At 70.8% G+C, this 26,296-nt stretch carries 22 protein-coding genes and 1 pseudogene; 16 read left to right on the plus strand and 7 right to left on the minus strand.

Annotation, left to right across the window (positions count from 1 at the left end; all coding sequences use genetic code 11):
• Positions 1-248 precede the first annotated feature (248 nt).
• Entirely contained in the window at positions 249-1,688 is a 1,440-nt protein-coding gene (gndA, locus tag EHO50_RS32270) for an NADP-dependent phosphogluconate dehydrogenase (RefSeq protein WP_128434784.1), read from the minus strand.
• A 327-nt stretch (positions 1,689-2,015) separates the two neighbouring features.
• Here gndA and EHO50_RS32275 point away from each other — a divergent pair, with 327 nt between their 5' ends.
• On the plus strand, positions 2,016-3,215 hold the full coding sequence (locus tag EHO50_RS32275; RefSeq protein WP_128434785.1) for a transglycosylase family protein: 1,200 nt from the start codon (positions 2,016-2,018) through the stop codon (positions 3,213-3,215).
• On the opposite strand, the gene EHO50_RS32280 is transcribed toward EHO50_RS32275, so the two are convergent.
• Positions 3,205-4,350, minus strand: coding sequence for a DMT family transporter (locus tag EHO50_RS32280; protein ID WP_181449733.1), 1,146 nt, complete (start codon positions 4,348-4,350; stop codon positions 3,205-3,207). The two genes, EHO50_RS32275 and EHO50_RS32280, sit on opposite strands and share 11 nt — an antisense overlap.
• A 228-nt stretch (positions 4,351-4,578) precedes the next feature.
• Here EHO50_RS32280 and EHO50_RS32285 point away from each other — a divergent pair, with 228 nt between their 5' ends.
• The 7 genes and pseudogenes from EHO50_RS32285 (at position 4,579) to EHO50_RS32315 (ending at position 12,112) form a co-directional block, all read left to right on the plus strand.
• Positions 4,579-5,316, plus strand: a complete 738-nt coding sequence (locus EHO50_RS32285) for a (2Fe-2S)-binding protein (protein WP_246101622.1) — start codon at positions 4,579-4,581, stop codon at positions 5,314-5,316.
• Positions 5,317-5,357: 41 nt separating this feature from the next.
• On the plus strand, positions 5,358-6,509 hold the full coding sequence (gene glgA, locus EHO50_RS32290) for a glycogen synthase (RefSeq protein ID WP_128434788.1): 1,152 nt from the start codon (positions 5,358-5,360) through the stop codon (positions 6,507-6,509).
• Between the two features lie 51 nt (positions 6,510-6,560).
• Positions 6,561-7,781, plus strand: a complete 1,221-nt coding sequence (glgC, locus tag EHO50_RS32295) for a glucose-1-phosphate adenylyltransferase (protein ID WP_128434789.1) — start codon at positions 6,561-6,563, stop codon at positions 7,779-7,781.
• Positions 7,782-7,913: 132 nt separating this feature from the next.
• Positions 7,914-8,162 carry a hypothetical protein gene (locus tag EHO50_RS32300; protein WP_342787014.1) on the plus strand — a complete coding sequence of 83 codons (249 nt, stop codon included), beginning with the start codon at positions 7,914-7,916 and terminating at the stop codon, positions 8,160-8,162.
• 328 nt (positions 8,163-8,490) lie between these two features.
• Positions 8,491-8,976: pseudogene (locus EHO50_RS32305) on the plus strand (hypothetical protein); the annotation flags it as partial.
• Positions 8,977-9,121: 145 nt separating this feature from the next.
• Positions 9,122-10,459 (plus strand): wax ester/triacylglycerol synthase family O-acyltransferase, encoded by a 1,338-nt coding sequence (locus tag EHO50_RS32310; RefSeq protein ID WP_128434790.1) that lies wholly within the window; start codon positions 9,122-9,124, stop codon positions 10,457-10,459.
• Positions 10,460-10,594: 135 nt separating this feature from the next.
• Positions 10,595-12,112: an SDR family NAD(P)-dependent oxidoreductase gene (locus tag EHO50_RS32315; RefSeq protein WP_128434791.1), complete on the plus strand. Its 1,518-nt coding sequence runs from the start codon at positions 10,595-10,597 to the stop codon at positions 12,110-12,112.
• Between the two features lie 4 nt (positions 12,113-12,116).
• On the opposite strand, the gene EHO50_RS32320 is transcribed toward EHO50_RS32315, so the two are convergent.
• Together EHO50_RS32320 and EHO50_RS32325 are read right to left on the minus strand one after the other, a co-directional pair.
• The gene (locus tag EHO50_RS32320) at positions 12,117-12,947 is read right to left on the minus strand and encodes an SDR family oxidoreductase (protein ID WP_128434792.1); all 831 of its coding nucleotides are present in this window, start codon (positions 12,945-12,947) and stop codon (positions 12,117-12,119) included.
• Positions 12,948-12,972: 25 nt separating this feature from the next.
• Positions 12,973-13,422, minus strand: coding sequence for an HD domain-containing protein (locus EHO50_RS32325; RefSeq protein ID WP_128434793.1), 450 nt, complete (start codon positions 13,420-13,422; stop codon positions 12,973-12,975).
• Between the two features lie 473 nt (positions 13,423-13,895).
• Here EHO50_RS32325 and EHO50_RS44215 point away from each other — a divergent pair, with 473 nt between their 5' ends.
• The 4 genes from EHO50_RS44215 (at position 13,896) to EHO50_RS32340 (ending at position 16,489) form a co-directional block, all read left to right on the plus strand.
• On the plus strand, positions 13,896-14,069 hold the full coding sequence (locus EHO50_RS44215; protein ID WP_164905007.1) for a hypothetical protein: 174 nt from the start codon (positions 13,896-13,898) through the stop codon (positions 14,067-14,069).
• 67 nt (positions 14,070-14,136) lie between these two features.
• The gene (locus tag EHO50_RS32330) at positions 14,137-14,619 is read left to right on the plus strand and encodes a GNAT family N-acetyltransferase (RefSeq protein WP_128434794.1); all 483 of its coding nucleotides are present in this window, start codon (positions 14,137-14,139) and stop codon (positions 14,617-14,619) included.
• Between the two features lie 93 nt (positions 14,620-14,712).
• Positions 14,713-15,291: a TetR/AcrR family transcriptional regulator gene (locus tag EHO50_RS32335; RefSeq protein WP_128434795.1), complete on the plus strand. Its 579-nt coding sequence runs from the start codon at positions 14,713-14,715 to the stop codon at positions 15,289-15,291.
• A gap of 16 nt (positions 15,292-15,307) precedes the next feature.
• Positions 15,308-16,489 (plus strand): GDSL-type esterase/lipase family protein, encoded by a 1,182-nt coding sequence (locus EHO50_RS32340; protein ID WP_128434796.1) that lies wholly within the window; start codon positions 15,308-15,310, stop codon positions 16,487-16,489.
• A gap of 12 nt (positions 16,490-16,501) precedes the next feature.
• On the opposite strand, the gene EHO50_RS32345 is transcribed toward EHO50_RS32340, so the two are convergent.
• Positions 16,502-18,358 carry a pentapeptide repeat-containing protein gene (locus EHO50_RS32345; protein ID WP_128434797.1) on the minus strand — a complete coding sequence of 619 codons (1,857 nt, stop codon included), beginning with the start codon at positions 18,356-18,358 and terminating at the stop codon, positions 16,502-16,504.
• 213 nt (positions 18,359-18,571) lie between these two features.
• Here EHO50_RS32345 and EHO50_RS32350 point away from each other — a divergent pair, with 213 nt between their 5' ends.
• Positions 18,572-19,924, plus strand: a complete 1,353-nt coding sequence (locus EHO50_RS32350) for a hypothetical protein (RefSeq protein ID WP_246101624.1) — start codon at positions 18,572-18,574, stop codon at positions 19,922-19,924.
• Positions 19,925-19,975: 51 nt separating this feature from the next.
• On the opposite strand, the gene EHO50_RS32355 is transcribed toward EHO50_RS32350, so the two are convergent.
• Positions 19,976-21,325: an amidase gene (locus EHO50_RS32355; RefSeq protein ID WP_128434798.1), complete on the minus strand. Its 1,350-nt coding sequence runs from the start codon at positions 21,323-21,325 to the stop codon at positions 19,976-19,978.
• A gap of 258 nt (positions 21,326-21,583) precedes the next feature.
• On the opposite strand from EHO50_RS32355, the gene EHO50_RS32360 reads away from it, so the two are divergent.
• Together EHO50_RS32360 and EHO50_RS32365 are read left to right on the plus strand one after the other, a co-directional pair.
• Positions 21,584-23,428, plus strand: a complete 1,845-nt coding sequence (locus EHO50_RS32360; protein ID WP_425472293.1) for a family 20 glycosylhydrolase — start codon at positions 21,584-21,586, stop codon at positions 23,426-23,428.
• 39 nt (positions 23,429-23,467) lie between these two features.
• Entirely contained in the window at positions 23,468-25,012 is a 1,545-nt protein-coding gene (locus tag EHO50_RS32365; protein ID WP_128434800.1) for an alpha-L-fucosidase, read from the plus strand.
• Positions 25,013-25,082: 70 nt separating this feature from the next.
• On the opposite strand, the gene EHO50_RS32370 is transcribed toward EHO50_RS32365, so the two are convergent.
• Entirely contained in the window at positions 25,083-25,517 is a 435-nt protein-coding gene (locus EHO50_RS32370) for a hypothetical protein (protein ID WP_128434801.1), read from the minus strand.
• Positions 25,518-25,601: 84 nt separating this feature from the next.
• On the opposite strand from EHO50_RS32370, the gene EHO50_RS32375 reads away from it, so the two are divergent.
• On the plus strand, positions 25,602-26,279 hold the full coding sequence (locus tag EHO50_RS32375) for a helix-turn-helix transcriptional regulator (protein ID WP_246101663.1): 678 nt from the start codon (positions 25,602-25,604) through the stop codon (positions 26,277-26,279).
• The last annotated feature ends 17 nt before the right edge of the window (positions 26,280-26,296 follow it).

A 26,296-nucleotide genomic window follows, 5' to 3' on the forward strand; every position in this document is an offset into this window, starting at 1 on the left:
ACGCCCGGGCCGTCCCCGACCCCGGGACCGCCTCCGACCCCGGGTCCACCCCCCACGCCCGGGGCGCCGCCCCCCCCCGGGCCCCCCCCCCCCGCCCCCGGACCCCCGCCCCCCCCCCCCCCCCGCCCCCCCCGCCCGCCCGCCCCCCCCCCCCCCCCCCCGGCCCCCCCCCCCCCCCCCCCCCCCCCCCCCCCCCCCCCCCCCCCCCACGCCCCCGCAGTCGCAGTACGGACCGACCTCCCGAGTTCTTAGCCCGCCACCTCGGACCGGTCCCCGCCCCACAGCGTGTGGAACGACCCGTCCCGGTCGGTCCGCCGGTACGTGTGCGCCCCGAAGAAGTCCCGCTGCCCCTGCGTGAGCGCCGCAGGCAACCGCTCGGCGCGCAGGGCGTCGTAGTACGCGAGGGCCGCCGCGAAGCCCGGCGTCGGCACACCCTGCCGGGTCGCCGCGATGATCACCTCACGCCAGTCGTCCTGCGCCGCGGCGATCTCCTGCGCGAACGTGTCGTCGGACAGCAGGCTCGGCAGATCGGCCCGGGCGTCGTACGCCGCGCGGATCCGGTCCAGGAACGCCGCGCGGATGATGCAGCCACCACGCCAGATCGCCGAGACGGCGCCCAGGTCGATGTCCCAGTCGTACTCCGCGCGCGCCGCGTCGATCTCGTGGAAGCCCTGCGTGTACGACACGATCTTCGACGCGTACAGCGCCTGCTCGACCCGGTCGGCGAAGGCCGCGGCCTCCGCCTCGCCCAGCGGCGTGGCCGTCGGGCCGGCCAGCCCGCGGGAGGCGTCCCGCAGCGCCGCGTGCCCGGACAGGGAGCGGGCGAAGACGGCCTCCGCGATGCCCGAGACCGGCACGCCCAGGTCCAGGGCGATCTGCACGGTCCAGCGGCCCGTGCCCTTCTGCTCGGCCTGGTCGACCACCACGTCCACGAACGGCTTGCCCGTCGCCGCGTCCACGTGGGACAGCACCTCGGCGGTGATCTCGATCAGGTAGGAGTCCAGCCGGCCCTGGTTCCAGGTGCGGAAGATCTCCGCGATCTGGGCGGGCTCGTACCCGCCGACGTCCCGCAGCAGCTGGTACGCCTCGCCGATGAGCTGCATGTCGGCGTACTCGATGCCGTTGTGCACCATCTTCACGAAGTGCCCGGCGCCGTCGGGGCCGACGTGCGTCACGCAGGGCGCGCCGTCCTTCGCCTTCGCGGAGATCTTCTCCAGCATGGGACCGAGAGAGTCGTACGACTCCTTCGGGCCGCCCGGCATGATGCTCGGCCCGTGCAGCGCGCCCTCCTCGCCGCCGGAGACGCCCATGCCGACGAAGTGGATGCCCTGCTCGCGCAGGTCCCGCTCGCGGCGCCGGGTGTCGGCGAAGTGTGCGTTGCCACCGTCGATGATCATGTCGCCGGGCTCCAGGAGCGGGGCGAACTCCTGGATCACCGCGTCGGTCGGCTCACCGGCCTTCACCATGATGACCAGCCGCCGCGGCCGCTCCAGCGCCGCCACGAAGTCCTTGGCGGACTCGGCCGGGATGAACTCGCCCTCGCTCCCGAACTCCTCCACCAGCGCCCGCGTACGCGCCGGCGTCCGGTTGTGCACCGCGACCGTGTAGCCGTTGCGGGCGAAGTTGCGGGCGAGATTGCGGCCCATGACCGCGAGACCCGTGACGCCGATCTGCGCCGAAGTGCTCATGCGTTGGCTCCTAGTGACCTCGATATATCAGCGGTGCCGGTCATGCCCGCCAGTATTGCCCCATCGTCCATCCTGACGTGCCGGTATCCCGACCGCACATCCGGGGTGGCGCGATGTCGCGCAGGCAGATACGCACGGAAGGCCCCGGCGCACTCAGCCGTCCCGGGCGCCGTTCGGGCGCCGTTCGGATGTCGTTCGGATGTCGGGCAACGTGCGCCGGTTCCGCGCCACTTGGCGTGAAGAGGCGGCTGAATTGCCGTCTTGTCATGGCCTGTTCGCAGCGCTTACTTTTGCCCCTCCTGACGCATGTCAATGGGGGGCTCCGTCATGGCCGTACGCGGTCGGCACCGCCGGTACCAGCCGAACAGAATCAACCGCGCCTCACTCACCGTCACCGCGGGCGGCGCCGGGATGGCGCTCCCGCTCATCGGCGCAGGTGCCGCGCAGGCGGCCGACGTGGACACCTGGAACAAGGTCGCCGCGTGCGAGTCGACCAACCGCTGGCACGTCAACACCGGCAACGGCTACTACGGCGGGCTGCAGTTCGCCCAGTCGACGTGGGAGGCGTACGGCGGTACCCGGTACGCGGCGCGGGCCGATCTGGCCACCAAGGACCAGCAGATCGCCGTCGCGGAGAAGGTACTGGACGGGCAGGGGCCGGGCGCCTGGCCGGCGTGCTCGGTACGGGCCGGGCTGACCCGGGACGGGGGCACCCCCGACATCCACCCCGCCGGCACCACCGGCAAGACCTCGGTCAGGAAGACCTCGGTCCAGGACGTCCAGCCGCAGACCACACCCCAGTCCCGGGCCGGCACGGCCGAGATGTACACGGTCGTCCGCGGCGACACCCTCTCGGGGATCGCAGAGTCGCAGCAGGTCAAGGGCGGTTGGCAGGGGCTGTACGCCGCGAACCGGCAGGCGATCGGGGCGGATCCGGACCTGATCCTGCCCGGTCAACGGCTCGCGCTGCACGGCAAGGCCGCCCCGACGACGACCCGGCCGACCTCCCCCTCGACATCCTCGTCCTCGCCCGAGAAGACCTCTTCGGACCGCAAAGCCGCCGACCGTAAAGCCGCGGACCGCAAAGCCGCCGACCGGGAGAAGCAGTCCGCGACGGCCAGTCGCTCGCTGGTCGCCCCGGTGAGTTCCCCCGCGAGCACCCCGTACCGCAAGGCCGGCTCGTCGTGGTCGAAGGGCTACCACACCGGCGTCGACTTCCCCGTCCCGACCGGTACCTCCGTGAAGTCGGTCGGGGCCGGTCAGGTGGTCGACGCGGGGTGGGGTGGTTCCTTCGGCTACCAGGTGGTGATCCGGCACAACGACGGCCGCTACACCCAGTACGCCCACCTCTCCGCCATCTCCGTGAAGTCCGGGCAGTCGGTGGGAGCCGGTCAGCGCATCGGCCGCTCCGGGTCCACGGGCAACAGCACGGGCCCGCATCTGCACTTCGAGGTGCGGACGGGGCCCGGTTTCGGCGCGGACATCGACCCGGTGGCCTATCTCCGGGCCGGTGGCGTCAGGATTTGACGCGGATGCGGTGCCGGTCGACGACCGGCATCGGGACGTACGGGCCGCCGTAGAACGGGCCGTAGAGGTTCGGGGGGCTGCCCTCCGGGTGCGGCGGCTCGCCGTCCTCGTACGCGCCCTCCGCGACCTGGGCCGGTATGAGGATGCCCTCGATCCTGTCCGGTACGAGGATCTCCGCACGCGGCATCGTCCCGGGCTGCTCCGGAACGCCCGCCAGCAGTTCCTCGGCGCGCACCGGCTCCACGGCAGGCCCGGACAGCATCGGCTCCGGCAAGGCCGCCTCGGGCAAGGCCGCCTCGGCCTCCGTACGTGCGATCCGCTCCGTGGTCAGCAGGATCAGGCCACCCGCCGCCACCACGCCGCAGCCCAGGGCGAGCAGGGTGCCCGTGGTGCCGTAGCGGAAGGTTTCGCCGAACATCGTGATGCCGACCGCGGCCGCCACCACCGGGTTCACGACCGTCAGCGTGGCCAGCGGTGCTGCGAGGCCCGCGCCCCGGTAGGCGGCCTGGGACAGCAGCAGCCCGGCCGTGGCGAAGACGCCTATCGTGGCCAGGGTCGGCACGTCGGCCGCGGACACACCGCCGTTCCAGTCCACCGCGACGATCTTCGTGAACACCGAGGACATGCCGAAGGCTATGCCGGACCCGGTCGCGAGCAGCATGCTGCGCACCGCCGGGTGGCGGTGGGCCGCCCGGCCCGCGATCATCAGCGTCACGACGAGGCCGCCGGTCACCAGGGCCACGCCCACCCGCTCGGCCGTGGCCAGCGAGTGCGACTCGGAGGAGCCGACCAGGGACAGCAGCCCGGCGAGACCCACGGTCGCCATGATCGCGCCCCGCCAGGCCGTCGACCCGGCCTTGCGGCCCACGAACAGCGCCGCCATCGGCAGCGCGAACACGATCGTCAGGGCACCGAGCGGCTGCACCAGGCTCAGCGGGCCGAAAGCCAGCGCCACCACGTGCAGCAGACCGCCGAGGCCGTTCAGCGCGACCGCCGCCCACCAGCCCGGCCGGCGCATCGGCGCGAACTGCTGGCCCGGAGAGGACACCGCGACACGCTCCTGTACGATCGCCCCGCCCGCGTACGCGACCGCGGAGATGAGCGACAGGAGCACGGACAACGCGAGGGCGCTCATGCGCTGCTCCTCTGCGTGAAGCGGGGGCGGTGACCCCGGCGCGGCGATCGGTCGGCTTCCATAATCAACACGATGCCTCGAAAAGCTCTTCCCGTCGTCGTACCAGAGCACGCACTGTGTCGTACTGCCGATGGAGTATTACGGCGGTGGTCTCATCCCCAAGGCGGGTGACCCCGGGTGGAGACCCCCAGGTGATATCCCCGACGGGCCTTGGTACTACTGCTCTTCGTGGACCTCGACCCCGATCTCGCCGCGCTCCGGCCGCTCGGCGGCTTCTTCGTACTACGCACCACAGGGGCAGCACTTCAGCCACTCCCGACCCTGGCGCAGGCGTACGCCGAACCCGCATCGGCCCCCCAGGGAAATCCCCTGGCTTTCCGCGTCCGGAAAGTCGCGAACGCCCTACGCGCCCCCGAGTTGCGGATCGCCTCCTCGGTGGCCCAGCAGGGACTCGCGGCCCGCCTGTGGTCGGTGACGCTCGGCTGCGCCGCCCTGTACGGCCGGATCCCCGACCTCGACCCTCGCCTGCTGCACTGGGACCCCGACGGCAGCGCCCCCGACGACCTGTGGCTCACCGAGGTGCGCCCACTCCCCGCGGACCCGGCGACCATCGCGGACGTCCTCCTGCACGGCCACCTTCAGCCGCTGACCGCCGCCCTGAGTACCGAGTACCGCGTCGCGGCGGGCCTGCTGTGGGGCAACGCCGGATCCGCCCTCGCGGGAGCGGCCCGGCAACTGGACCAGTGGGCGCGTGCCAACGGCCGTACGGACACCGCCGCCCGGGCCCGCGCCCTGACCACGGAAATTTTCGGCCACCCCCTGCTCGCCGGCACCGGCACCCTCACCGAAACCGCGTTCCGGCGCCGCAGCTGCTGCCTCTACTACCGCGTGCCCGGCGGTGGCGTGTGCGGTGACTGTTGCTTCACACGACCCCCGCGCTCTTCCCCACGCGCCTCATCTGGGTGACCATGAAAGGGCAACCAGCCGCTGAGAACAGGGGGTTCCGGGTGCGAGTGGGACTGCTGACCCGGGAATACCCGCCGGATGTGTACGGCGGCGCGGGCGTCCATGTCGAGTTCCTCGCCCGGGAGTTGAGGGATCTCGTCGACCTGGAGGTGCACTGCTGGGGCGAGGGACGCGCGGTCGGCGTGCAGCGCCACCGCCCCTGGTCGGCGCTCGACACCTCCAACGACGCGCTGCGCACCTTCTCCGTGGACCTGGCGATGGCCGCCGGCCTCGAAGGCTGCCAACTCGTCCACTCCCACACCTGGTACGCCAATCTCGCCGGTCACCTCGGCAAGCTCCTGTACGGCATCCCGCATGTGATGACCGCCCACTCACTGGAGCCGCTGCGGCCCTGGAAGGCCGAGCAACTCGGCGGCGGATACGCCCTCTCCAGCTGGGCCGAGCGCACCGCGATCGAGGCCGCCGACGCGGTGATCGCCGTCTCCGGGGCCATGCGTGAGGACATCCTCAGCTGCTATCCGGCGCTGGACCCGGCCAGGGTCCACATCGTGCACAACGGCATCGACACCACCCTCTACCGGCCCGACCGCCGCACCGACGTCCTCGCGCGCTTCGGCCTCGACGCCGACCGTCCGTACGTGCTGTTCGTCGGCCGCATCACCCGCCAGAAGGGCGTACCGCATCTGCTGCGCGCGGTACGGGACATCGACCCGGCCGCGCAGGTAGTCCTGTGCGCCGGAGCGCCCGACACCCCCGAGATCGACCAGGAATTCCGCGATCTCTACCAGGAGTTGAGCCGGGTCCGCGAGGGCGTGCTCTGGATCCCGCAGATGCTGCCGCGCCCGGAAGTGATCCAACTCCTCACACACGCCGCAGTGTTCGTATGCCCGTCGGTGTACGAACCCCTCGGCATCGTCAACCTGGAGGCGATGGCCTGCGGAACTCCCGTGGTGGCCTCGCAGGTCGGCGGCATTCCCGAGGTCGTCGACGACGGCAAGACAGGTCTGCTCGTCCCGCTGGACGACGACTTCGAGGCGGGCCTCGCGAGGGCGCTGGACTCGGTGATCGGCGACCCGGAGACCGCCCGCCGGATGGGCGAGGCCGGACGGGAGCGCGCCGTGGGGGAGTTCGGCTGGGACGCGGTGGCGCGGCGGACGGTCCGGCTCTACGGGGAGATCCTCAAACAGGCTTAGCGCGCGCTACACAGGGGCAGGCTGGCATCAACCACGGTGAGGGGAGCGGCCATGCGTCGTGGCGGACCTTCGGTGCTCGGAATCGTACTGGCGGGCGGAGAAGGCAAGCGCCTGATGCCGCTGACCGCGGACCGCGCGAAACCCGCGGTCACCTTCGGAGGAACGTATCGCCTCGTCGACTTCGTCCTCTCCAACCTCGTCAACGGCGACATCCTGCGCATCTGCGTCCTCACGCAGTACAAGTCGCACTCGCTGGACCGGCACATCACCACGACCTGGCGCATGTCCAGCCTGCTGGGCAACTACGTCACCCCCGTCCCCGCCCAACAGCGGCTCGGCCCGCGCTGGTACCTCGGCAGCGCGGACGCCATCCTTCAGTCCCTCAACCTGATCTACGACGAACGCCCCGAGTACGTCGTGGTGTTCGGCGCCGACCACGTGTACCGGATGGACCCGCGCCAGATGCTCGCCCAGCACATCGAGGGCGGCGCGGGCGTCACGGTGGCGGGCATCCGCGTGCCGCGGAGCGAATCGTCGTCCTTCGGCGTGATCAGCCCCGGTTCGGACGGCCTGACCGTGGAGCGCTTCCTGGAGAAGCCCGCCGACCCGCCCGGCCTCCCCGACGACCCGGAGACCGTCTTCGCCTCGATGGGCAACTACATCTTCACCACCAAGACCCTCGTCGAGGCGCTCCAGCGGGATGCCGAGGACGAGAACTCCGTGCACGACATGGGCGGTTCGATCCTGCCCCAGTTGACCGACCGGGGCGAGGCCCAGCTGTACGACTTCAGCGCCAACCATGTCCCCGGCGAGACCAACCGCGACCGGGGCTACTGGCGGGACGTCGGCACCCTGGACGCGTACTACGACGCCCACATGGACCTGATCGCCGAGCGCCCCGCCTTCAATCTCTTCAACCGCAGCTGGCCCATCTACACCCACTCCAACCAGCTCTCCCCGGCCCGCTTCAACGCGGGCGGCATGGCCAGCGAGTCCATCATCAGTGCCGGTTGCCTGATACGCGGGCAGGTCACGCGGTCCGTGCTGTCGCCGGGGGTGGTGGTCGACCCGGGCGCCGTGGTGCAGGGGGCGGTGCTGCACGACAACGTACGCATCGGGCGGGGCGCGGTGGTGCGCGGAGCCGTACTCGACAAGAACGTCGAGGTGCCCCCGGGCGCGACGATCGGCGTCAACCCGGAGCGGGACGCGGAGCTGTACACCGTGTCCAAGGGCGGCGTGATCGCCCTGGGGAAGGGGCAGGGGGTGTCCTAGCCGCCCCCTGGAGACAACAGGGCGTCGTAGGCACACGCCCACTGTGCGGCACCGAGCCACACGGCAGATCATTTCGGTTGCCGACACTCCTCCCCTCGACCGATCCTGGGCCCTGCGAGCGAGGAGGGCAGGATGGGGCTCGTGCTCTTCCTCGGAGATGACGACGTGACCAGTCCGGACGTCTCCTGGTCCTACAGCGGTTTCCACATGTTCAGGGAGTGGCTGGCCCGGAGTGAGGGGTTCGACCACACCGAGATGTACGGCTTCGGCGGAGACCGTCCGTGGAGCAGGAAGCAATCATCGACCAGCGGCAACACGATGGCAGCGATCCCGTTCTCCGACGGCGCATCGACGACGCCCGCCGACTCGTTGCAGTCATGAGGCTCTGCCTGGACAAGGACGTCGAGCTCGTCTTCGGCTGACCGCCGAACGCAGAACGTCACGGGACCTCCCGCGGCGAGGCGCGGCGTCAGGCGCTGTGCCTGGCCGCGGGCATCGAGGCTCCGCCTGTCTTGATGTCCCGCGCGCACAGCCTGGTCGACGAGGTGGTCAGCGTATTGACCAGTTGATCGCCGACCAGGACGCGAGCTCGGCAGGCGGCTTCGAGGCTCCGGCGCTCATGGCCGGCGCGGTGAAGACGACCGCACTGGTGGCGCAGTGGACGGTCATCGGCACCGCGGGCGCGACGCGCGCACGGGAGCGGCTATCGAACCAGGGCTTCTGGCCCGACGGCCTGCACGCCGCGCCGACCGACGACGCCCTCGCGTACGACCTGAAGGCGCACAAGAAGCTCGGCTTCGACTCGGTGCGCCTGGGATCCGACCCGGTGGGCAACAACCAGTCGGGGCTGAATCTCGGTGCCGACGGCGGCGCCGGCGACATCATGGACGAGCACGGCTACCCGAGCCCGGCCCTGCCACCGCGCCCCGACGGCGAACGGGTACTGGTCACCGGGGAGTACAGCGGCAGTCGTACGTCGACGTCGCCCCGGCGACCTGTACCGACGACTACCTCACCAAGCTGGCCGACCCTGATCTCTGACGTCGAGGGTGAGCTGAACGGGCTCCTGGCCTACGACCGCGCCGTACTGAAACCGGACGCGGCGCGGCTCGAGGCCGGTCACGAGGCGCTCATCCGTGACGCCTCCCGGGTGACACCCACGGGATGCCCGGCGCCGCAACCTGTGTTGAAGTGACCTCATATGCACCATGAGTCCCGCCCCTATCACGAGGGGTGGGACTTAATCTGCTGTTAACTGTGCGTAGCTTGATCGTACTTGACCGTAATCGGCCAAGGGCGATTGACTGCTGATCCACCCTTCGTCGACGCGAGGCAAGCCATTGACTTCTGACCTGCTCGCACCTCTCGACCTGGCGTTCTGGAACATCGAGTCCGCCGAACACCCCATGCACCTGGGCGCGCTCGGAGTGTTCACGGCGCACTCGCCCACCGCCGGTGCCCACGCGGCCGACCTGCTCGCCGCCCGCGCCGCCGCCGTGCCGGGACTGCGGATGCGCATCCGTGACGCCTGGCAGCCGCTGGGCCTCCTCCAGCCGTTCTCCTTCGGGGGCGCGACCCGTGAGCCCGCCCCCGACTTCGACCCCCTGGACCATGTCCGGCTGCACGCCCCGACCGCCGACTTCCAGGCGGAGGCGGGCCGGCTCATGGAGCGCCCGCTGGAGCGCGGCCGGCCGCCCTGGGAGGCGCATGTGCTGCCCGGGGAGGACGGCGTGTCCTTCGCCGTGCTGTTCAAGTTCCACCACGCCCTCGCCGACGGCCTGCGCGCGCTGACGCTCGCCGCTGCCGTCCTGGACCCGATGGACATGCCCGCGCGCAAACCCCGTCCCGAGGAGCCGCGGGGCAGTCGACTTCCGGATGTGCGCAAGTTGCCGGGGCTGCTGCGCGGCGCCGTGTCCGACGTGGGTCGGGCCCTCGACATCGGGGCCTCGGTCGCCGTGTCCACCTTGGGTGTGCGCTCGTCGTCCGCGCTGACCGCGGAGCCGAGCGGCACCCGACGTACGGCCGGTGTCGTGGTCGACATCGACGACGTGCACGTGGTCCGCAAAGCCGTCGGCGGCACCGTCAACGACGTCCTCATCGCGGTCGTCGCGGGCGCCCTGCGCCGCTGGCTCGACGAGCGCGGCGACGGCAGCGAGGGCGTCGCGCCCCGCGCCCTGATCCCCGTCTCCAAGCGCCGGCCGCGCACCGCGCACCCGCAGGGCAACCGGCTGTCCGGCTACTTGATACGGCTTCCGGTCGACGACCCCGACCCGCTGCGCCGCCTCGCCACGGTCCGCACCGCCATGGACCGCAACAAGGACGCCGGCCCCAACCGGGGTGCGGGCGCCGTCGCCCTGCTCGCCGACCACGTGCCGGCGCTCGGTCACCGGCTCGGCGGACCGCTCGTCGGCCAGGCCGCCCGGCTCTGGTTCGACATCCTGGTCACCAGCGTGCCGCTGCCCGGCATCGCCCTGAAGCTCGGCGGCCACCAGGTCACCGAGGTCTTCCCGTTCGCCCCGCTGGCCCGCGGCCAGTCCCTGGCGATCGCGATCTCGACGTACCGCGGACGCGTCCACTACGGACTCGTCGCCGACGCCGAGGCCGTACCGGACCTCGACGTCCTCGCCAGGGCCGTGTCCGAGGAGGTGGCGGAGCTGATCATCGCCTGCGGTCCTTGAGCCCTCGTCCGTCGGGATCGTTCTTCGGCCCGTTCGCCGGTTTTTGGAGGACCGGCCCGGCGCTCCGTACAATTCCCCGTTCGAAAGCGGACGCGGTCGGAGCGCCGCGCGGGTGATCACGGAAACGGCAGCGCGATGACGGTGACAGAGGAAGGCTCGGCTACGACGCACGAGGTCGTGCACGAGCCCGGTGACGAGGTCGGATACGGCCCCGGCATCGACCCCGAGCGGCTGGCCGTCTGCCTCAGCGTGCTCGACGAGCTCGACAAGCTGGAGGTCGACCACCCCGACGCCATCGCCGTGCGCCGGGCCACCGCCGGCATCTACCGCACCGTCAAGCAGCGCCGCCGCCAGGAGCGCCGGGCCGCCAAGACCGCGCACGACAAGGCGGTCACGGAGGCCACGGCGACCGGCTCCGCCCAGCGCATCGACGACGAGACGGAGGGCATCCTCCCGTCGTCGGCGACCGACGAAGGAAAGATCGCGGGGATACTCCAGCGCCCGCGCTCCTGCTACACCTGCAAGACCCGGTACGTGGAAGTCGACTACTTCTACCACCAGCTCTGTCCGGACTGCGCCCGCCTGAACCGCGGCAAGCGCGACGCCCGCGCCGACCTCACCGGCAAGCGCGCCCTGCTCACCGGCGGCCGCGCCAAGATCGGCATGTACATCGCGCTCAGGCTGCTGCGTGACGGCGCGCACACCACGATCACCACGCGCTTCCCGAAGGACGCCATCCGCCGCTTCAAGGCCATGGACGACTCGGCGGACTGGATGCACCGCCTGGAGGTCGTCGGCATCGACCTGCGCGACCCGGCCCAGGCCGTCGCCCTCGCCGACCAGGTCGCGGAGGCGGGCCCGCTCGACATCCTGATCAACAACGCGACCCAGACCGTACGCCGGCTGCCCTCCGCCTACGCCGCCCTGGTCGACGGCGAGAGCGCCCCGCTGCCCGCCGGTGAGCTGCCCGCCCATCACGTGATCGGCGCCTTCGGCTCCGGCGCCGTCGACGGCCTGGCCGCGCTGCCCGTCGGGATCTCCGGCCTCGACGCCCAGCAGGTCGCCGACCTCGCCCTGGTCGCGGGCAACGCCAGCGTCGCCCGGCACCTCGACGGCACCGCCATCGATGCGGGCGGCCTCGTCCCCGACGTCGTCGACACCAACACCTGGGTGCAGACCATCGAGCAGATCTCCCCGGTGGAGCTCCTCGAGACCCAGCTGTGCAACTACACGGCGCCGTTCATCCTGATCAGCAAGCTCCGCCCGGCCATGGCCGACGCCGCGAAGAAGGCGACGAGCGGACGCGCGTACGTCGTGAACGTCTCGGCGATGGAGGGCGTCTTCGGCCGCGGCTACAAGGGCGCGGGCCACCCGAACACCAACGCCGCCAAGGCCGCGATGAACATGGTCACGCGGACCAGCGCGCAGGAGATGTTCCAGAGCGACGGCATCCTGATGACGTCCGTCGACACCGGCTGGATCACCGACGAGCGGCCCCACTTCGACAAGCTGCGCCTCGCCGAGGAGGGGTTCCACGCTCCGCTCGACCTGGTCGACGGTGCGGCGCGGGTCTACGACCCGGTGGTGCGCGGTGAGGCGGGCGAGGACGTGTACGGGGTCTTCCTGAAGGACTACACGCCGGGCAAGTGGTAGGCCCCTACGGGTACGGGGGTGGGGTGACGACGCCGGTGGGAGGCTGCGGGTCGTAGGGGGCCGGTCGCGCAGTTCCCCGCGCCCCTGGGTCGGCCGCGCGTACCCGCGTGCCTCCGTCGACCAGCAGATCCGCCCCCGTCACCCACTCCGCCGCGTCCGACGCCAGCCACACCACCGCCCGCGCCACGTCCTCCGGCTCCCCGATCCGACCCAGCGGCAGCCCGGCGGCCACCGCCTCCTCGCCCGGCTCCCATACGAAGCGTGCCATCTCGGTGCGGACCAGCCCGGGGGACACCGAGTTGACCCGCACCTTCGGGCCCAGTTCGCCCGCGAGCTGCTGGGTCAGGTGGGCGAGGGCCGCCTTGCTGGTGCCGTATGCGCCGATATCGGGGCCGACATGGGCGGCGCCCTCCGTGCAGACGTTGACCACCGCACCGCCGTGTTCGCCCATCCAGGCCCGCCAGGCGCACTGCACGAGCCGCAGGGGCGCCTCGACGTTCACGGCGAAGGCCTCATGCCAAGCGCACGGATCGACGTCCATGAGAGGGCCGTACGGCAGGTTCGTCGCCGCGTTGTTCACCAGGACGTCGATCCGGCCGAACTCGCGCAGGGCCAGGTCCACGACCGCCCGCAGATGGCCCGGGTCGGCCACACTGCCGGCCACTCCGACGCCGCCCAGCTCGGCAGCCGTGCGCCGTACCTCGTCGGGGTCCCGCGCGGTCACGCACACCAGCGCTCCGGCGGCCGCCAGTTGCCGGGCGACGGCGTGTCCGATGCCGCGCGTGGCGCCGGTGACAATGGCGGCCCTGCCATCAAGTCCGTACGACGACGTCATCGCCGTACGGTCTCATGACGGGGCGTCAGTTGGCAGCCCCCAGCGGCGAGTTCCTGGCCGCCACCAGCTCCAGTACCGCGCGCCAGTCCTCCAGCACCCCGGCGTCGAACTCGGCGCTGCGGCCCTCCTCGTCGGCCTGACGCAGGCGGACCAGGTCGTCGTCGGCGGAGTCCAGGGCCCGGCACTGGTCACGGACGAGGCGGGAGACCCGTTCGCCGAGGAGCGGCCGCACCGCGTCCGCCGCGCAGTCGGAGTATCGGGCCACGTCGGCCGGGCCCAGCAGCGGGCCGATGGCATGAACGAGCCCCGCGACCTGGAGCTCCTTGTCGGCGGGGCGGCTGCGGCGCAGCAGAGCGGCGGTCTGCAGCGCGTGTTGGTGGAGATCGACTCGGGTCCTGTCGAGGCCCGGGGTGTCCCGGGTGCCCCGGCAGGCGTTCAGCAGATCCATCAGCTCTTCGACACTGCGCAGCTCCATGCGTCAGTCCTCCCGCCGGACAAGCCGTTGCCGTACGGCAGCAGATCATGGCCGCCTTGCGAATCGGCCAACGGGACTTGAACTGCGCGGCGTGCTCGCGTCGCGCGCCGGGCAAGAAGATCATGTTGAGCCGAACGAGTGACTTTCAAACGGTGCATTCTGTAACAAACAGGTGAATAGGCGGGCTGGTAAATACCGATTGACTCCGGATAGTTACACCTTGTTTGCAGCCCCATCGAGCGGGTACCCGCTCATTTGGTTAGTCTGTAGCGGACGGACAGCTCTACAGGGTCCCAACCCACACCCACCGTCCGTCCCGGGACAAGCCGGTGCACAACGGCCTGCTCGCACACCAGTTACCGGCGCCACCGCGTCCGAGCCGACTTTGAGTTAAGACCCGAGCGGGCGTCAGGTGCCGGACCGCAGACCGGCCGGCCCGCCCCGAGGGTGATCCGACACAGAAGGAGTGCGCGGTGACACCTGAGAAGACGAATCGCGAACAGCGCCCCAAGGAACCCGCGGAGCGCGCGGGCGGCCGGTCGAACGAGATCGGCAGTCTCGATGTGTGGGCCAGGTCCGCCCCCATTCGCCTGGCGGGCTACGAGGACGACCTCGCCGAGCCCCACATCCTGCCCAGCGTCGACTGATCGGGTCGACCGACGGGGCAGAACCCTTCGCGATCGCCGACCGCATGGGCGTGCGAGACTCACGCCCATGCTGATCAGAGAAGCCGCGGCCGACGACTGGCCGCGGATTTGGCCTTTTTGGCGTCGGATCGTCGCCGCCGGCGAGACCTATGCATGGGACCCGGACACCTCCGAGGATGCGGCCCGGGCCTTGTGGATGAACCCGGCCAAGCGCGTCCATGTCGTCGAGGACGATGCGGGCGCGGTCGTCGCCTCCGCCTACGTCACCCCCAACTACGGCGGCCCCGCCGCCCGGATCGCCAACGCCGGCTTCATGGTCGACCCCGACCGCGGGGGCCGCGGCATCGGCCGCGCCCTCGCCGAGTACATCCTGGCCGCGGCCAAGGCCGACGGCTACCGGGGCATGGTCTTCAACGCCGTAGTCGAGACCAACCCGGCCGTGGCCCTGTGGACCTCCCTCGGCTTCACGATTCTCGGCACGGTCCCGGACGCCTTCGAACATCCCCGGCACGGGCGGGTGGGCCTGCACATCATGTACCGAGCCCTTTAGGCGGCCCTTTAGGTGACCGCCTCCATGTCTTCCCTGTTTGCCTAAAAGCTTTAGGCAAATGCATAATCGCCTCTGGCGAATGGGAGGACGGTTGTGGCACGCGTAGGACTGACCACGGAGCGCCTGGTCCGAGCGGGTGCGGAGCTCGCCGACGAGGTCGGCTTCGAGCAGGTGACCGTGTCGGAGCTCGCCCGGCGCTTCGACGTCAAGGTCGCGAGCCTGTACTCGCATGTGAAGAACTCCCAGGACCTCAAGACGCGCATCGCCCTGTTCGCGCTGGAGGAGCTGGCCGACCGGGCCGCCGACGCCGTGGCCGGACGGGCCGGCAAGGACGCGCTCGTCGCCTTTGCCAACGTCTACCGCGACTACGAGCGCGACCGCCCCGGACGCGCGGCCGCCGCGCGCATGCGGCTCGACCCGGAGACGGCGGCCGCCAGCGCCGGCGTCCGGCACGCGCAGATGACGCGGGCGATCCTGCGCGGCTACGACCTGACGGAGCCGGACGCGACGCATGCCGTACGGCTTCTGGGCAGCGTCTTCCACGGCTACTCCAGCCTGGAGGCGGCGGGCGGCTTCAGTCACAGCGCCCCCGACTCCGAGGAGACCTGGACCCGGATCCTGGACGCCCTCGACGCCCTGCTGCGCAACTGGCCCACCGAGCCCACCCCCTGACCGACAGGCTGAGGACATGGACACCGAGCACGACTGGATCACCACGCCCGTCACCGCCGACCTCCTGCGCGGCGCCCTCGACGTCGAGCACACCGAGCACGGCGTACTGCCGCACCGGCTGCCCGCACGGGCACGAGCCCAGAACACCGACGGGCAGCTGGCGATGGCCGAGTCCCAGCCCTCCGGTGTACGGCTGGCCTTCCGCACCGCAGCGACCGCCGTCGAGCTGGACACACTGCCCACCAAACGCACCTATGTGGGTGCCCCACCCCGCCCGCACGGTGTATACGATCTGGTCGTCGACGGCCGTCCCGCGGGGCAGGGCAGCGTGACCGACGGCAACGTCGTGATCGTCGACATGGCCGCCGGGACCGCCGAGCACCGGCCCGGCCGGCCGGGCACCGTGCGCTTCACCGGGCTGCCCGACGGCGACAAGGACGTCGAGATCTGGCTGCCGCACAACGAGACCACCGAACTGATCGGCCTGCGCACCGACGCCCCCGTCGAGCCCGCGCGCGATCCTGGCCGCAGGGTGTGGCTGCACCACGGCAGTTCGATCAGCCACGGCTCGGACGCGGCGAGCCCCACCGGCATCTGGCCCGCCCTCGCCGCCTCCCTCGGCGGCGTGGAGCTGGTCAACCTGGGCCTGGCCGGGAGCGCCCTGCTCGATCCGTTCACCGCACGCACGCTGCGCGACACCCCTGCCGACCTCATCAGCGTCAAGATCGGTATCAACCTGGTCAACCTGGACCTGATGCGGCTGCGCGCCTTCGGCCCCGCGGTCCACGGCTTCCTCGACACCGTCCGGGAAGGGCACCCGACTACACCGCTGCTGGTCGTGTCGCCCATCCTGTGCCCGATCCACGAGGAGACGCCCGGACCCTGCGCCCCCGACTTCAGCGCCCTGAGCAGCGGACGACTGCGGTTCGTCGCCATGGGCGACCCGGCGGAACGCGCGAGCGGCAAGCTGACGTTGGGCGTCATCCGGGACGAGCTGTCCCGGATCGTCAAGCAGCGGGCGGCCGACGACCCCAACCTGCACTACCTCGACGGCCGTGACCTCTACGGCGAGACCGACGCCGCCGAACTCCCCCTCCCCGACGACCTCCACCCCGACGCCGCCACCCACCGCCGTATCGGCGAACGCTTCGCCCGGCTGGCGTTCACCGCCGACGGGCCGTTCGCGGCGACGGCCTAGGCGCCAGGGGCCCTACGCCCGGCGCAGCACCCTGCTCGCTCCGGCCGCGACCGTCGTGGCCAGGAGCCAGCCCATCCCGACCAGTACGACGGCGGCCCACTGAGCGAAGTCGGTCGGGGCGTAGGAGCGTTCCTGACCCAGATCGACGAGAGGCAGCAGCAGGTCGAGCGTGTAGATCGCGGGTTGGAAGGGCGGCACCTTGCCGTCGCCCACGGCCATCGGGGGCCAGGCGCTGAAGAGGGCCGTTCCGGTCGTCAGGAGACACAGCAGCAGCCAGACGGCGCGCAGCGGGCGGTAGCCGTAGCCCACCGTCGCGTCTTGGAGCAGGCTCCACAGCCTGGCCGGTGGCGACAATGTGCGTCGCATGCTGCGGTGCTTGGCGACCAGGACTGCACGGGCGTCGGCGTCCTGGCCCTGGCGCTGGTAGGTGGCGGCGAGCTGTTCGTACGGCTGGGGTACTAATCCGGCGGGATCACGGGACAGCCAGGGCAAGCGCGCCCGAGCGGGGAGCGCGGGGTGCAGGTTGTCGTAGACGGCTCCGTCAAGGACGAGTCCGGTAGGCCAGGCGGCAGGAGCGTCCTCCAGCAACCCGATTCTGCTCTGGCGTAGATCGATTACTCCCGCCGGTGCCTCGCGCAGGTGAAGCGAGAGGATGGTTGCGGACGATCCGATAAAACTCACTGCCCACTCGTCGGCGGGTGCGGCGAGGACTGCGTCATCAAAGCATGCACGGCTGCGGACCGTGACGCTGATGAGGGAGATCCTGCCGTGCGCCGTAAAGCCGTCACACAGGTTGAACACGCCACCTGTCTCCACTCCGTTGCCGCGCAGAGCGGGGTGTCGGTTGTCGAGGGCGGTCAGTTCGGCGCCTTCGAAGAGGACGGAGCCGCCGATGCGGGAGTCACGCAGGTCGATCATGCCGTGCGCGGTGAAGCCGTCACGGCAGTCGATGTCGCCGCCCACGCGGAGCCGGGAGGCGTCCAGAGCGGCCTCCGCGGTCGGCACGCCGGAGGAGATGTCGAACCGGGCCCCCCTGAGGACGACGCTGCCACGCACCGAGGTGTCCCGGACAATGGCGGGGCCCTGTACGACCAGACCGCGCCCCGCCCAGATGTCACCGCCTATCTCCGCACAGGAGAGGTTCAACGCGTACGCACCCGGGCCCGCGCCGGGTCCGTCCAGTCGGCAGTCGTCCAACCTCACAGATCCGCCGATGGAGGCACCGTAGAGGTTGATCTGCCCGGTGCCCGAGAAGCCGGAGTCGAGGAAGAGACCGCCGCCCACCGTCAACTCGGGTGCCTGAAGGCCCGAGTCGCCTGTGATGCGGCTACCTCGGAACGCCAGGACGTCTTGTATGCGGGCGTTGTTCAGGAATACCGTTCCCGCGCAGTCCAGGCCTGAGGCCCAGAAGTCCTCGCCCACCTCAATGGACTGTGCGTCGAGGGCGGCCTCGCCATGGGACGGGTGTACGGCGGTGTCGTTCAGCGACAGCCGGTTTCCGACCGTGAGGGAACGCAGGTCGACTGTGCCCGTGACGGTGCAGGCGGTGATCTCGCATTCCAGTGTGATGCGGGCGCCGACCAGGCTCAGCCCCGGCATCGTGCAGGCGTTGAGTGCGAGGGCGGCCTCGAGGTGCGCGTTGTCGAGGCGGACAGCGTCATCGAAGCGGCACCGATCCAGGCGGACAGACCCGGCGACCGTGACCTCGGCGAGGTCCAACTCGCCGGTGACGTGGGCGCCACGCAGCCGCAGGCGGGCCTGGCAGCCGGGGTGGGGTGAGGGGGCGGCGATCAGCAGGTGGCGGAGCGTACCGCCCCGTACCTCGGCCACGTTCTCGCACCACTCGCCGACCCTGTAGGCCTCCCACACCCTGCGCTCTTGCGGGCTCCATCCGTCCGGTGGGTCGTCCTGCCACACAGCGGCATCCCTTCGCAGCGCCCCGACAGCGGCGATCCGAGCGGGTGTTCGTTACCCGACAGCAGAGAGGGCCATGCCTGATACCGCTGGGGAACCGCTCTGCCGGATTCTGCGTGATGTCCTGACGTGCTGTCGGCTGGTGCGGGGCGAGCGAAGGGGGACCGGGTGCGGGTACGGGTGCGGGCGATGGTGAGCGTGGCGGTAGCGGCCTGCGGGGTGCTGGTGGCGTGCGGCCCGGAGAAACCGAAGGAGTACACGGGCGCGGAGCCTTCGCAGGCCTCCGCGGCCGAGGCCGCCAGGTTCGCGCCGCTCGTGCGGCTCGCCAAGAAGGAGTCGCTGATGCCGATGGACGCAACGCGATTCATCGAGCGGTCCGTGCTGCGCTTCGACCACGAAGGATTCTGCCGTGACGAGGCGCCGGTGGCCGACCCGGTCGACCCACTGCGATTGGGCCTGCGTACCGCGGAGCCCGACCGCTACCGCCACCAGCGGGTGGAGCTGGGGAAGCCGTCGTCCAAGCCGATGGGCTGCCCGGGCCACGGGGAAAAGGAACACCCCACGACCGAAGTCGCCGCCGGTTTCTATCTCGACCCGCCGACGGAGTTGCGCAAGGGCGAAGGCCCCGGCGCGCCGGTCTACTGGGAGCACCACAAGCACAAGACCGACCCCGCGCGCACGGCGTACGTGTACTGGTTCTTCTACGCCTACAACAACCTGACCGCGGTCAACAGGCACGAGGGTGACTGGGAGCGCGTCGCCGTGCAGCTGCGTGACGGCAAGCCGGAGGCGGTGACGTTCGCGAAGCACGGCAAGAGTCAGTGCAGCGTGAAGTGGTCGGACCTCGACCCGCGCGGCGGGCATCCGACGGTGTACTCGGCGCGTGGTTCACACGCCTCCTACCCGACTGCCGGCTACCACCGGGTGGATGTCGCGTTCGACCGGACCTCGAAGGACGGCGTCGAGTGGCAGACGTGGAACAACGTCCGGCCCGTCGACCGCGAACCCTGGTGGGGGTACGCCGGGTGGTGGGGTTCGCAGCAACATGTGAAGGGGTTCAACGGGCCGATGGGCCCCTACCCGACGCGTCAACTACCAGGCGTATTCACCGACGAACCCTGCGGGGGTGCTGACGAGCCGCCGGCGGAACCTTCCGGGGATCAGCCCGCGCCCAAGACGAAGGAGGGCGCGATCCAGCGGTACGAGCAGTACCTCCACGCCTTGGGCCGGGAGGACATCGACACGGTCTGCGAGGTGGCCGGGCCCGCGGCGAAGAAGGCCCAGGACCAAGGGTTCGGTCCGTGCACGACGACGTACGCCGTCGTGTTCCGGATGATCTCGCCGGCGCAGAAGAAGGCTCTGCAGACCGCGACGGTCGACCCACAGCGCGTCGTGGTGCGAACGCCCGAGAAGATCGAGATGCCGGTCGAGGCCGTCAGGTCCTCCGCCACCTTCTCCGAGAGCGACCTCGGCAGCTACACCCTGGAGTACATCAAGGACGAGTGGTACATCACCGACTGAAGTCCACGCACACGCGGGGACCGGCGCCACCGACGTCCCCGGACGGCACACCTAGTCCAGCGGTGCCGTCCGCTGCCACGGACGCAGCGTCTCGATCCGCTCCGCCAGCGCCAGCAGATCCGCCTCCGTCCCGGGGCGCCCCACCAGCTGTATGGCGCAGGGCGCTCCGGAGGGCAGGGTGCCGAACGGGATGGACATGGCGGGCCAGCCGGTGAGGTTCCACGGCGGGGTCAGCGGCGAGTAGTTGGTGTTGGCCATGATGTTGCGCAGCCAGCCCCGCTCGTGCCAGGGCTCGGACTTGGGGGAGCGGCGGGCGAGGGCGGGGGTCAGGAGTACGTCGTACTCGTCGAAGAACGGCTCCAGACGCCGGCGCAGCTGCTCCCGGCTCTCACCGCCCCGCACCTGGCGCAGGAAGCGCCGGCCGACGGCCGCGTGGACCCGGGTCCGGCGGGCGAGCCGGCGCGGGTCGAGGCCTTCGGCGTCGACGGCCGTGCCCGCCGTCCAGTGGGCGAGCGACGTCAGGCTCAGCGACATCGGGTAGGGCGGGTCGGCGCGCCGTACCAGGTGACCGGCCTTGATCAGCAGCGCCGCGGCCTCCCGGGCGGCGGTCGTGTAGGGCTTGCTGATGGCGACCCCGGTGAGCGGGCTGCGCAGGGACACGGCGATCTTGTGCGTGCGGGGCGCGTCCGGGCGTACGGCATCGGGTTCGGTGCCGGCGATGACCGACAGCATCAGACGGGCGTCCTCGACCGTCGTGGCCAGTGGGCCGTTCTCCGACATGCCGAACCAGTCGCCGTCGCTGATGCCGGCCGGGACCACGCCGGTGCCGGGCTTGATGGTGACGAGGCCGCAGTTGGCCGCCGGTATGCGCAGGGAGCCCATGCCGTCGTTGCCGAGGGCGATCGGCGCCATGCCCGCGGCGACGGCGGCCGCGCTGCCGCCGGACGAACCGCCCGCCGTGCGTGAGGTGTCCCACGGGTTGCGGGCGGTGCCGTGGACGCCCTCCGTGGTGCCGAAGACACACAGCTCCGGCACGTTCGTCAGCCCCACGACCACCGCGCCGGCCGCCCGCAGCCGGGCCACGGTGACGTGGTCGTGGTCGGCCGGGGTGTCCGGTGTCGCCGCGGAGCCGACGCGGTTGGACTCGCCGAGCACCGCGAGGTTGTCCTTGACGGCCACCGGCACGCCGGCCAGGGGCAGTTCGGCGAGGTCGGCACGCGAGCCGACCTCGTCGGCCTCGGCCAGCGCCGCCTCGGCCCGGACCACCCGGAAGGCACCGACGCGGCCGTCCAGCCGCTCGATACGGGCCAGGTGCTCGGCCACCACCTCACGGGGCGTGGCCTGCTTCTCGCGTACGGCGGCGGCGATCTCCGCGGCGGTCCGGCCGACCCAGCTGGTCACGGGCCCTCCCCAGGGCTTACTCACGAGTATCTAGGGAGCACTCTGCCCGGCGGCACGCCCGGCGTCGAGGGGGTGCGGCGCTTGGATATTCGGGAGGGTCTTCTTGGACTTTTCGCGGCACCGCTCCTCGGCGCGGCCCTGCTGACCTGCGCATCATCCGATCAATAAGTCAAGACAGCGCCCTTCATGGGTCATTGACAGTCACTGGGGCCCGCCCAATCATCAGACATCCGATGAATGGGGTGTCTTATGAGTCTCATGAGGAGCCGCTTGAGAACGGCCGGTGTCGTGGCGGCGCTGACGCTGTTTTTCGGTGCGTCGCTGCCGCCGTCGGCGTCGGCGGTCGCGGAGGAGGAGCAGAGGGCGCCGGTCACGGTGCCCGCCCTGACCGACTGGACATCGGCATCCGGCAGCTACACCTACGAGCGCTCCGCCCGCCTCGTGGCCGACAGCGCGAGCGAACGGCGGGTGGCCGACACCCTCGCCGACGACCTCCGCGACGCGGGACACGGCACGGCTGCCGTGGTGCGCGGCGGTGCCCGAGCTGGTGACATCGTTATCGACGTCCAGCCCTCCCGGACCTCCCTCGGTGCGGAGGGCTACGAACTCAGCGCCGGCAAGCGGCTGTCGGTGACCGCGGCGACCGAGAGCGGCGCCTTCTACGGCACCCGCACCCTCCTCCAGCTCCTGGCCCAGAGCGACCGCATCCCCGCCGGCCGCACGGTGGACGTACCGCGCTACAAGGAGCGGGGTGTCGGTGTCTGCGCCTGCTACATCCACGTCTCGATGCCCTGGCTGGAGAACCTGGTCCGCGAGATGGCGTACCACAAGCTCAACCAGCTGCTCCTCGAACTGAAGGTGAGGAGCGACGCCCACCCCGAGGCCAACACCTGGGGCTACTACACCAAGGACGAGATACGTCACCTGGTCGCCCTCGGTGAGAGGTACCACGTCGAGATCATCCCCGAGATCAACTCGCCGGGCCACATGGACCCGTGGATCGAAAACCGCCCCGACCTCCAGCTGACCGACTCCGACGGCAACAAGCAGCCGGCCCGGCTCGACATCACCCGGCCCGAGGCCTTCGCCTACTACACGAGCCTGATGGACGAGTACGCACAGGTCTTCACGTCCCGCTCCTGGCACATGGGAGCCGACGAGTACATGCTCGGCTCCGACTTCGCCAAGTATCCGCAGATCCTGAAGTACGCGCAGGACAGGTACGGCCCCGACGCCACACCCCAGGACGCCTTCATCGACTTTGTCAACCGCGTCCACGCCTACGTGGCGGGCAAGGGCAAGCAACTGCGCATCTGGAACGACGGGCTCACCGGCGCCAACACCGTCCCGGTGGCCGCGGGAACGACGGTCGAGCACTGGCTGAACGTGGCGACGAAACCGAGCCGACTCCGCGCCCAGGGCTATCCGTTGATGAACGCGGCGTACGCCCTGTACCTGGTCCGCGGCGGCTTCCACAGTGACACCGAGGGGCTGTACGACCAGAGTTGGGACCCGCGCAGCTTCGAGGGCGAGAAGCTCGCCTCCAGCGACGGCATCACCGGCGCGAAGATCAGCCTCTGGCCCGACAACGGCCGCGGCGAGACCGAGAACGAGGTCGCCGTGGCCCTGTGGCCCGCGCTCCGGCACATCGCCCAGGCGACCTGGGGCGAACCCCACCCCGATGCCACCTACGCCGACTTCACCGCACGTGGCAGGGCCGTCGGGCACGCGCCCGGGTGGCGGGATCTGACGCGGGTGCCGGTGGCGGACGGGGCGTACACCTTCGCCACGCGCGGTCGGTCCTTCGAGGCCGAGGTGACGCGCACCGCCGACGGCTACGTGACCGTACGGACGGCGGACGGCTGCCTCGAGGTGCGCGGCGGGAAGCTCACGCTCAACGTGCCGCTGCAGCCCGGAGTGGAGGCGACGCCACAAGCGTGCGATCCGCACAGCACCCTCCAGCGCTGGCAGTTGGAGCCCACGGCCGGTGGATACCGGCTCGTCAACGCCATTACCCGGATGACGGTGAGCACGACCGACGACGGCCGACTCGCGCAGTACCCGCCGGACCAGCGCACGCCCGCCGTATGGCAACTGACCTGAGGATCTTGATCTGAGGACTTTGACCCGAGGAGTCGTTCCATGGCCGTTTCCCGACGCGTCTTCGTCGCGACAGCCGCCGCCCTCGCCGTGACCGGCGCGGCGAGACCCGCCTCGGCGGCACCCGCCACCGCATCGGAGGACCCCCGCTACCGCATCCCCGTCAGCCCCGACGACACCGAGGCCGACCTCGTCCACAAGGCGTCCCAAGTCCGCCCCACCGCACGGCAGATCGCCTGGCAGCGCCTGGAACGCACCGCGTTCCTGCACTTCGGCGTGAACACGTTCACCGGCCTCGAATGGGGCACCGGCGACGAGGACCCGGACGTGTTCCAGCCGACCGGCCTCGACACCGACCAGTGGGCCCGCGCCCTGCGCGACGGCGGTTTCCGGCTCGCCATCCTCACCGTCAAGCACCACGACGGCTTCGTGCTCCACCAGTCCCGCTACACCGGCCACTCGGTGGCATCCAGCAGCTGGCGCGACGGCCGGGGCGACGTCCTGCGCTCCTTCGCCGACTCCATGCGGCGCCACGGCATCAAGGTCGGCGTCTACGTCTCACCGGCCGACGAGAACCAGTACCTGCACGGCGTCTACGCCAACGGCAGCGCCCGCACCGACCGCACGATCCCGACCCTCGTCGACGGCGACGACCGCACACCTTCACGGACGTACACCCTCCCGGCCACCGACTACGGCGCCCATATGCTCAACCAGCTCTACGAGGTCCTCACCGAGTACGGTCCGATCGACGAGGTGTGGTTCGACGGTGCGCAGGGGCGCATCCCGCCGGACAAGGTGGAGAAGTACGACTGGGACAGCTGGTACACCCTCGTCCGGTCACTGGCGCCGGACGCCGCGATCGCCGTGTCCGGGCCGGACGTGCGTTGGGTCGGCAACGAGGGCGGGCTGGCGAGGCAGGACGAGTGGAGCGTCGTGCCGGTGCAGGAGAAGGACTACGGCCGTACGGACTACGCCCTCGCCTACGACGCCCCCGACATGGGCAGCCGTGACGCACTGGTCCGGGCCCAGCCGGTCGCCGACCACCTCCAGTGGTGGCCGGCCGAGTGCGATGTGTCCATCCGGGACGGCTGGTTCTACCACGCCGACCAACAGCCCAAGAGCGTCGAGCAGTTGACGGACATCTACTTCCGGTCCGTGGGCCGCAACTCGGTGCTGCTGCTCAACATCCCGCCGGACACGGACGGTCTGCTGCCCGCGGCGGACGTGGTGCGGCTGAGGGAGTTCCGCGAACGCGTGGAGCGCGAGCTCCCGGAGGACCTGGCACGCGGCGCCCGGACCGCCGCATCACCTGGCCGAGTCACCGTCGACCTCGGCGAGGAGCAGGAGGTGGACCGGATACGGCTGGCGGAGGACATCCGGTACGGGCAGCAGGTGGAGAGCTTCGTCGTCGAGGCGCAGCGCGACGGCGCCTGGACGGAGGTGACCCGGGCCGGGGCGATCGGCGCGAGCCGGATCCTGCTGCTCGCCGCTCCCGTGCGGGCGCGGCGCTGGCGGGTGCGGGTCACCGGATCGCGGGGCGCCGTGCGGCTGGTGGAGTTCGGGCTGTACCGGTCGCAAGTCTGAAGGGGTTCTGAAGCGGCTCTGAAGGGGGCGGTCACCAGGGCCTCGGCGGTCCGGTGACTGCCCCCTTGCGTCAGCGCGCTCCGGCGCCGTGATAGCGCTGGGCGAGCCGTGCCAGGGCGACCGCGCCGAGCAGCAGGCCGAAGTCGCGCAGCGCGATGTCGTAGTAGTCGGGGATCGTCAGCAGATTGACGATGATCCCCGCGAGCCAGCCGGCCACCAGCCAGCCCCCGAAGCGCGGCGCCACCGCGACGACCAGTCCGGCGACGATCTCGATGGCGCCGACGGCATACATGGCGCCCTGTGCGCTGCCGGGGACGATGTCGTTGATCCACGGGGCGAGGTAGACCGGCCAGTCGACGAGCAGATTGGCGAACTTGTCCAGCCCGAACAGCACCGGTGCGACGGTGAACCCCACCCGCAGGATCCAGAAGGCCTGGTAGCCGGGGTCGGTGGTGATGGTCTGCCGGGCGGTGACGGGTGCAGGGGCTGAGGGTGCGGACGACATGACGCGCCTCCTTCTATAAACAACATCTCTTGTCCATAGAAGCGCGTCACGTCTCTTTAGTCAATGGAGATTGGTTTTACACTGGTGTTCGTGGATCACTCGAAGGAAGCACCTCGCGACGACCTCTCCGCCGTAGCAGCGCTGGACGAGCCGACACGCCGTCGGCTGTACGAGCACGTGGCGCGCAGTTCCGACCCCGTGGGCCGGGACGAGGCCGCCCAGGCCCTGGGGCTGGCGCGGCAGACGGCGGCGTTCCATCTCGACCGACTGGCCGACGAGGGGCTGCTGGACGTCGTGTACGAGCGGCGCAGCGGGCGAACGGGACCGGGTGCCGGGCGGCCGGCCAAGCTGTATCGGCGCTCGGATCGGGAAGTCGGCGTCAGCGTGCCCGCGCGGCGCTACGAACTGGCCGGGCAACTGCTGGCCGAGGCCGTGGAGGAGTCCGACACCACCGGCGAGCCGGTACGCGCGGTGTTGCACCGCAAGGCGGCCGCGCTCGGCGAGCGACTGGGCGACGAGGCGACAGCCGGAGTCGTGGACCTGCTGGAGCGGTACGGCTTCGAGCCACGCTGCGAGGGGGAGACCGTTGTCCTCGGCAACTGCCTCTTCCATGCGCTGGCGCGAAAGCATCCTGAAACGGTGTGCGGGATGAACCTGCATCTGTTGCGCGGCGCGCTCGCCACCTCGGGCGACACCGCCTTCCAGGCCCTCCTGGCGCCGGCGCCGGGCCGGTGCTGTGTGGTGCTCGAACCGGCCTCCTGAATCCGTCCCCGGGATCG

It is taken from the genome of Streptomyces cyaneus (assembly GCF_004028635.1).
GTDB classification, from domain to species: Bacteria; Actinomycetota; Actinomycetes; order Streptomycetales; family Streptomycetaceae; genus Streptomyces; species Streptomyces cyaneus.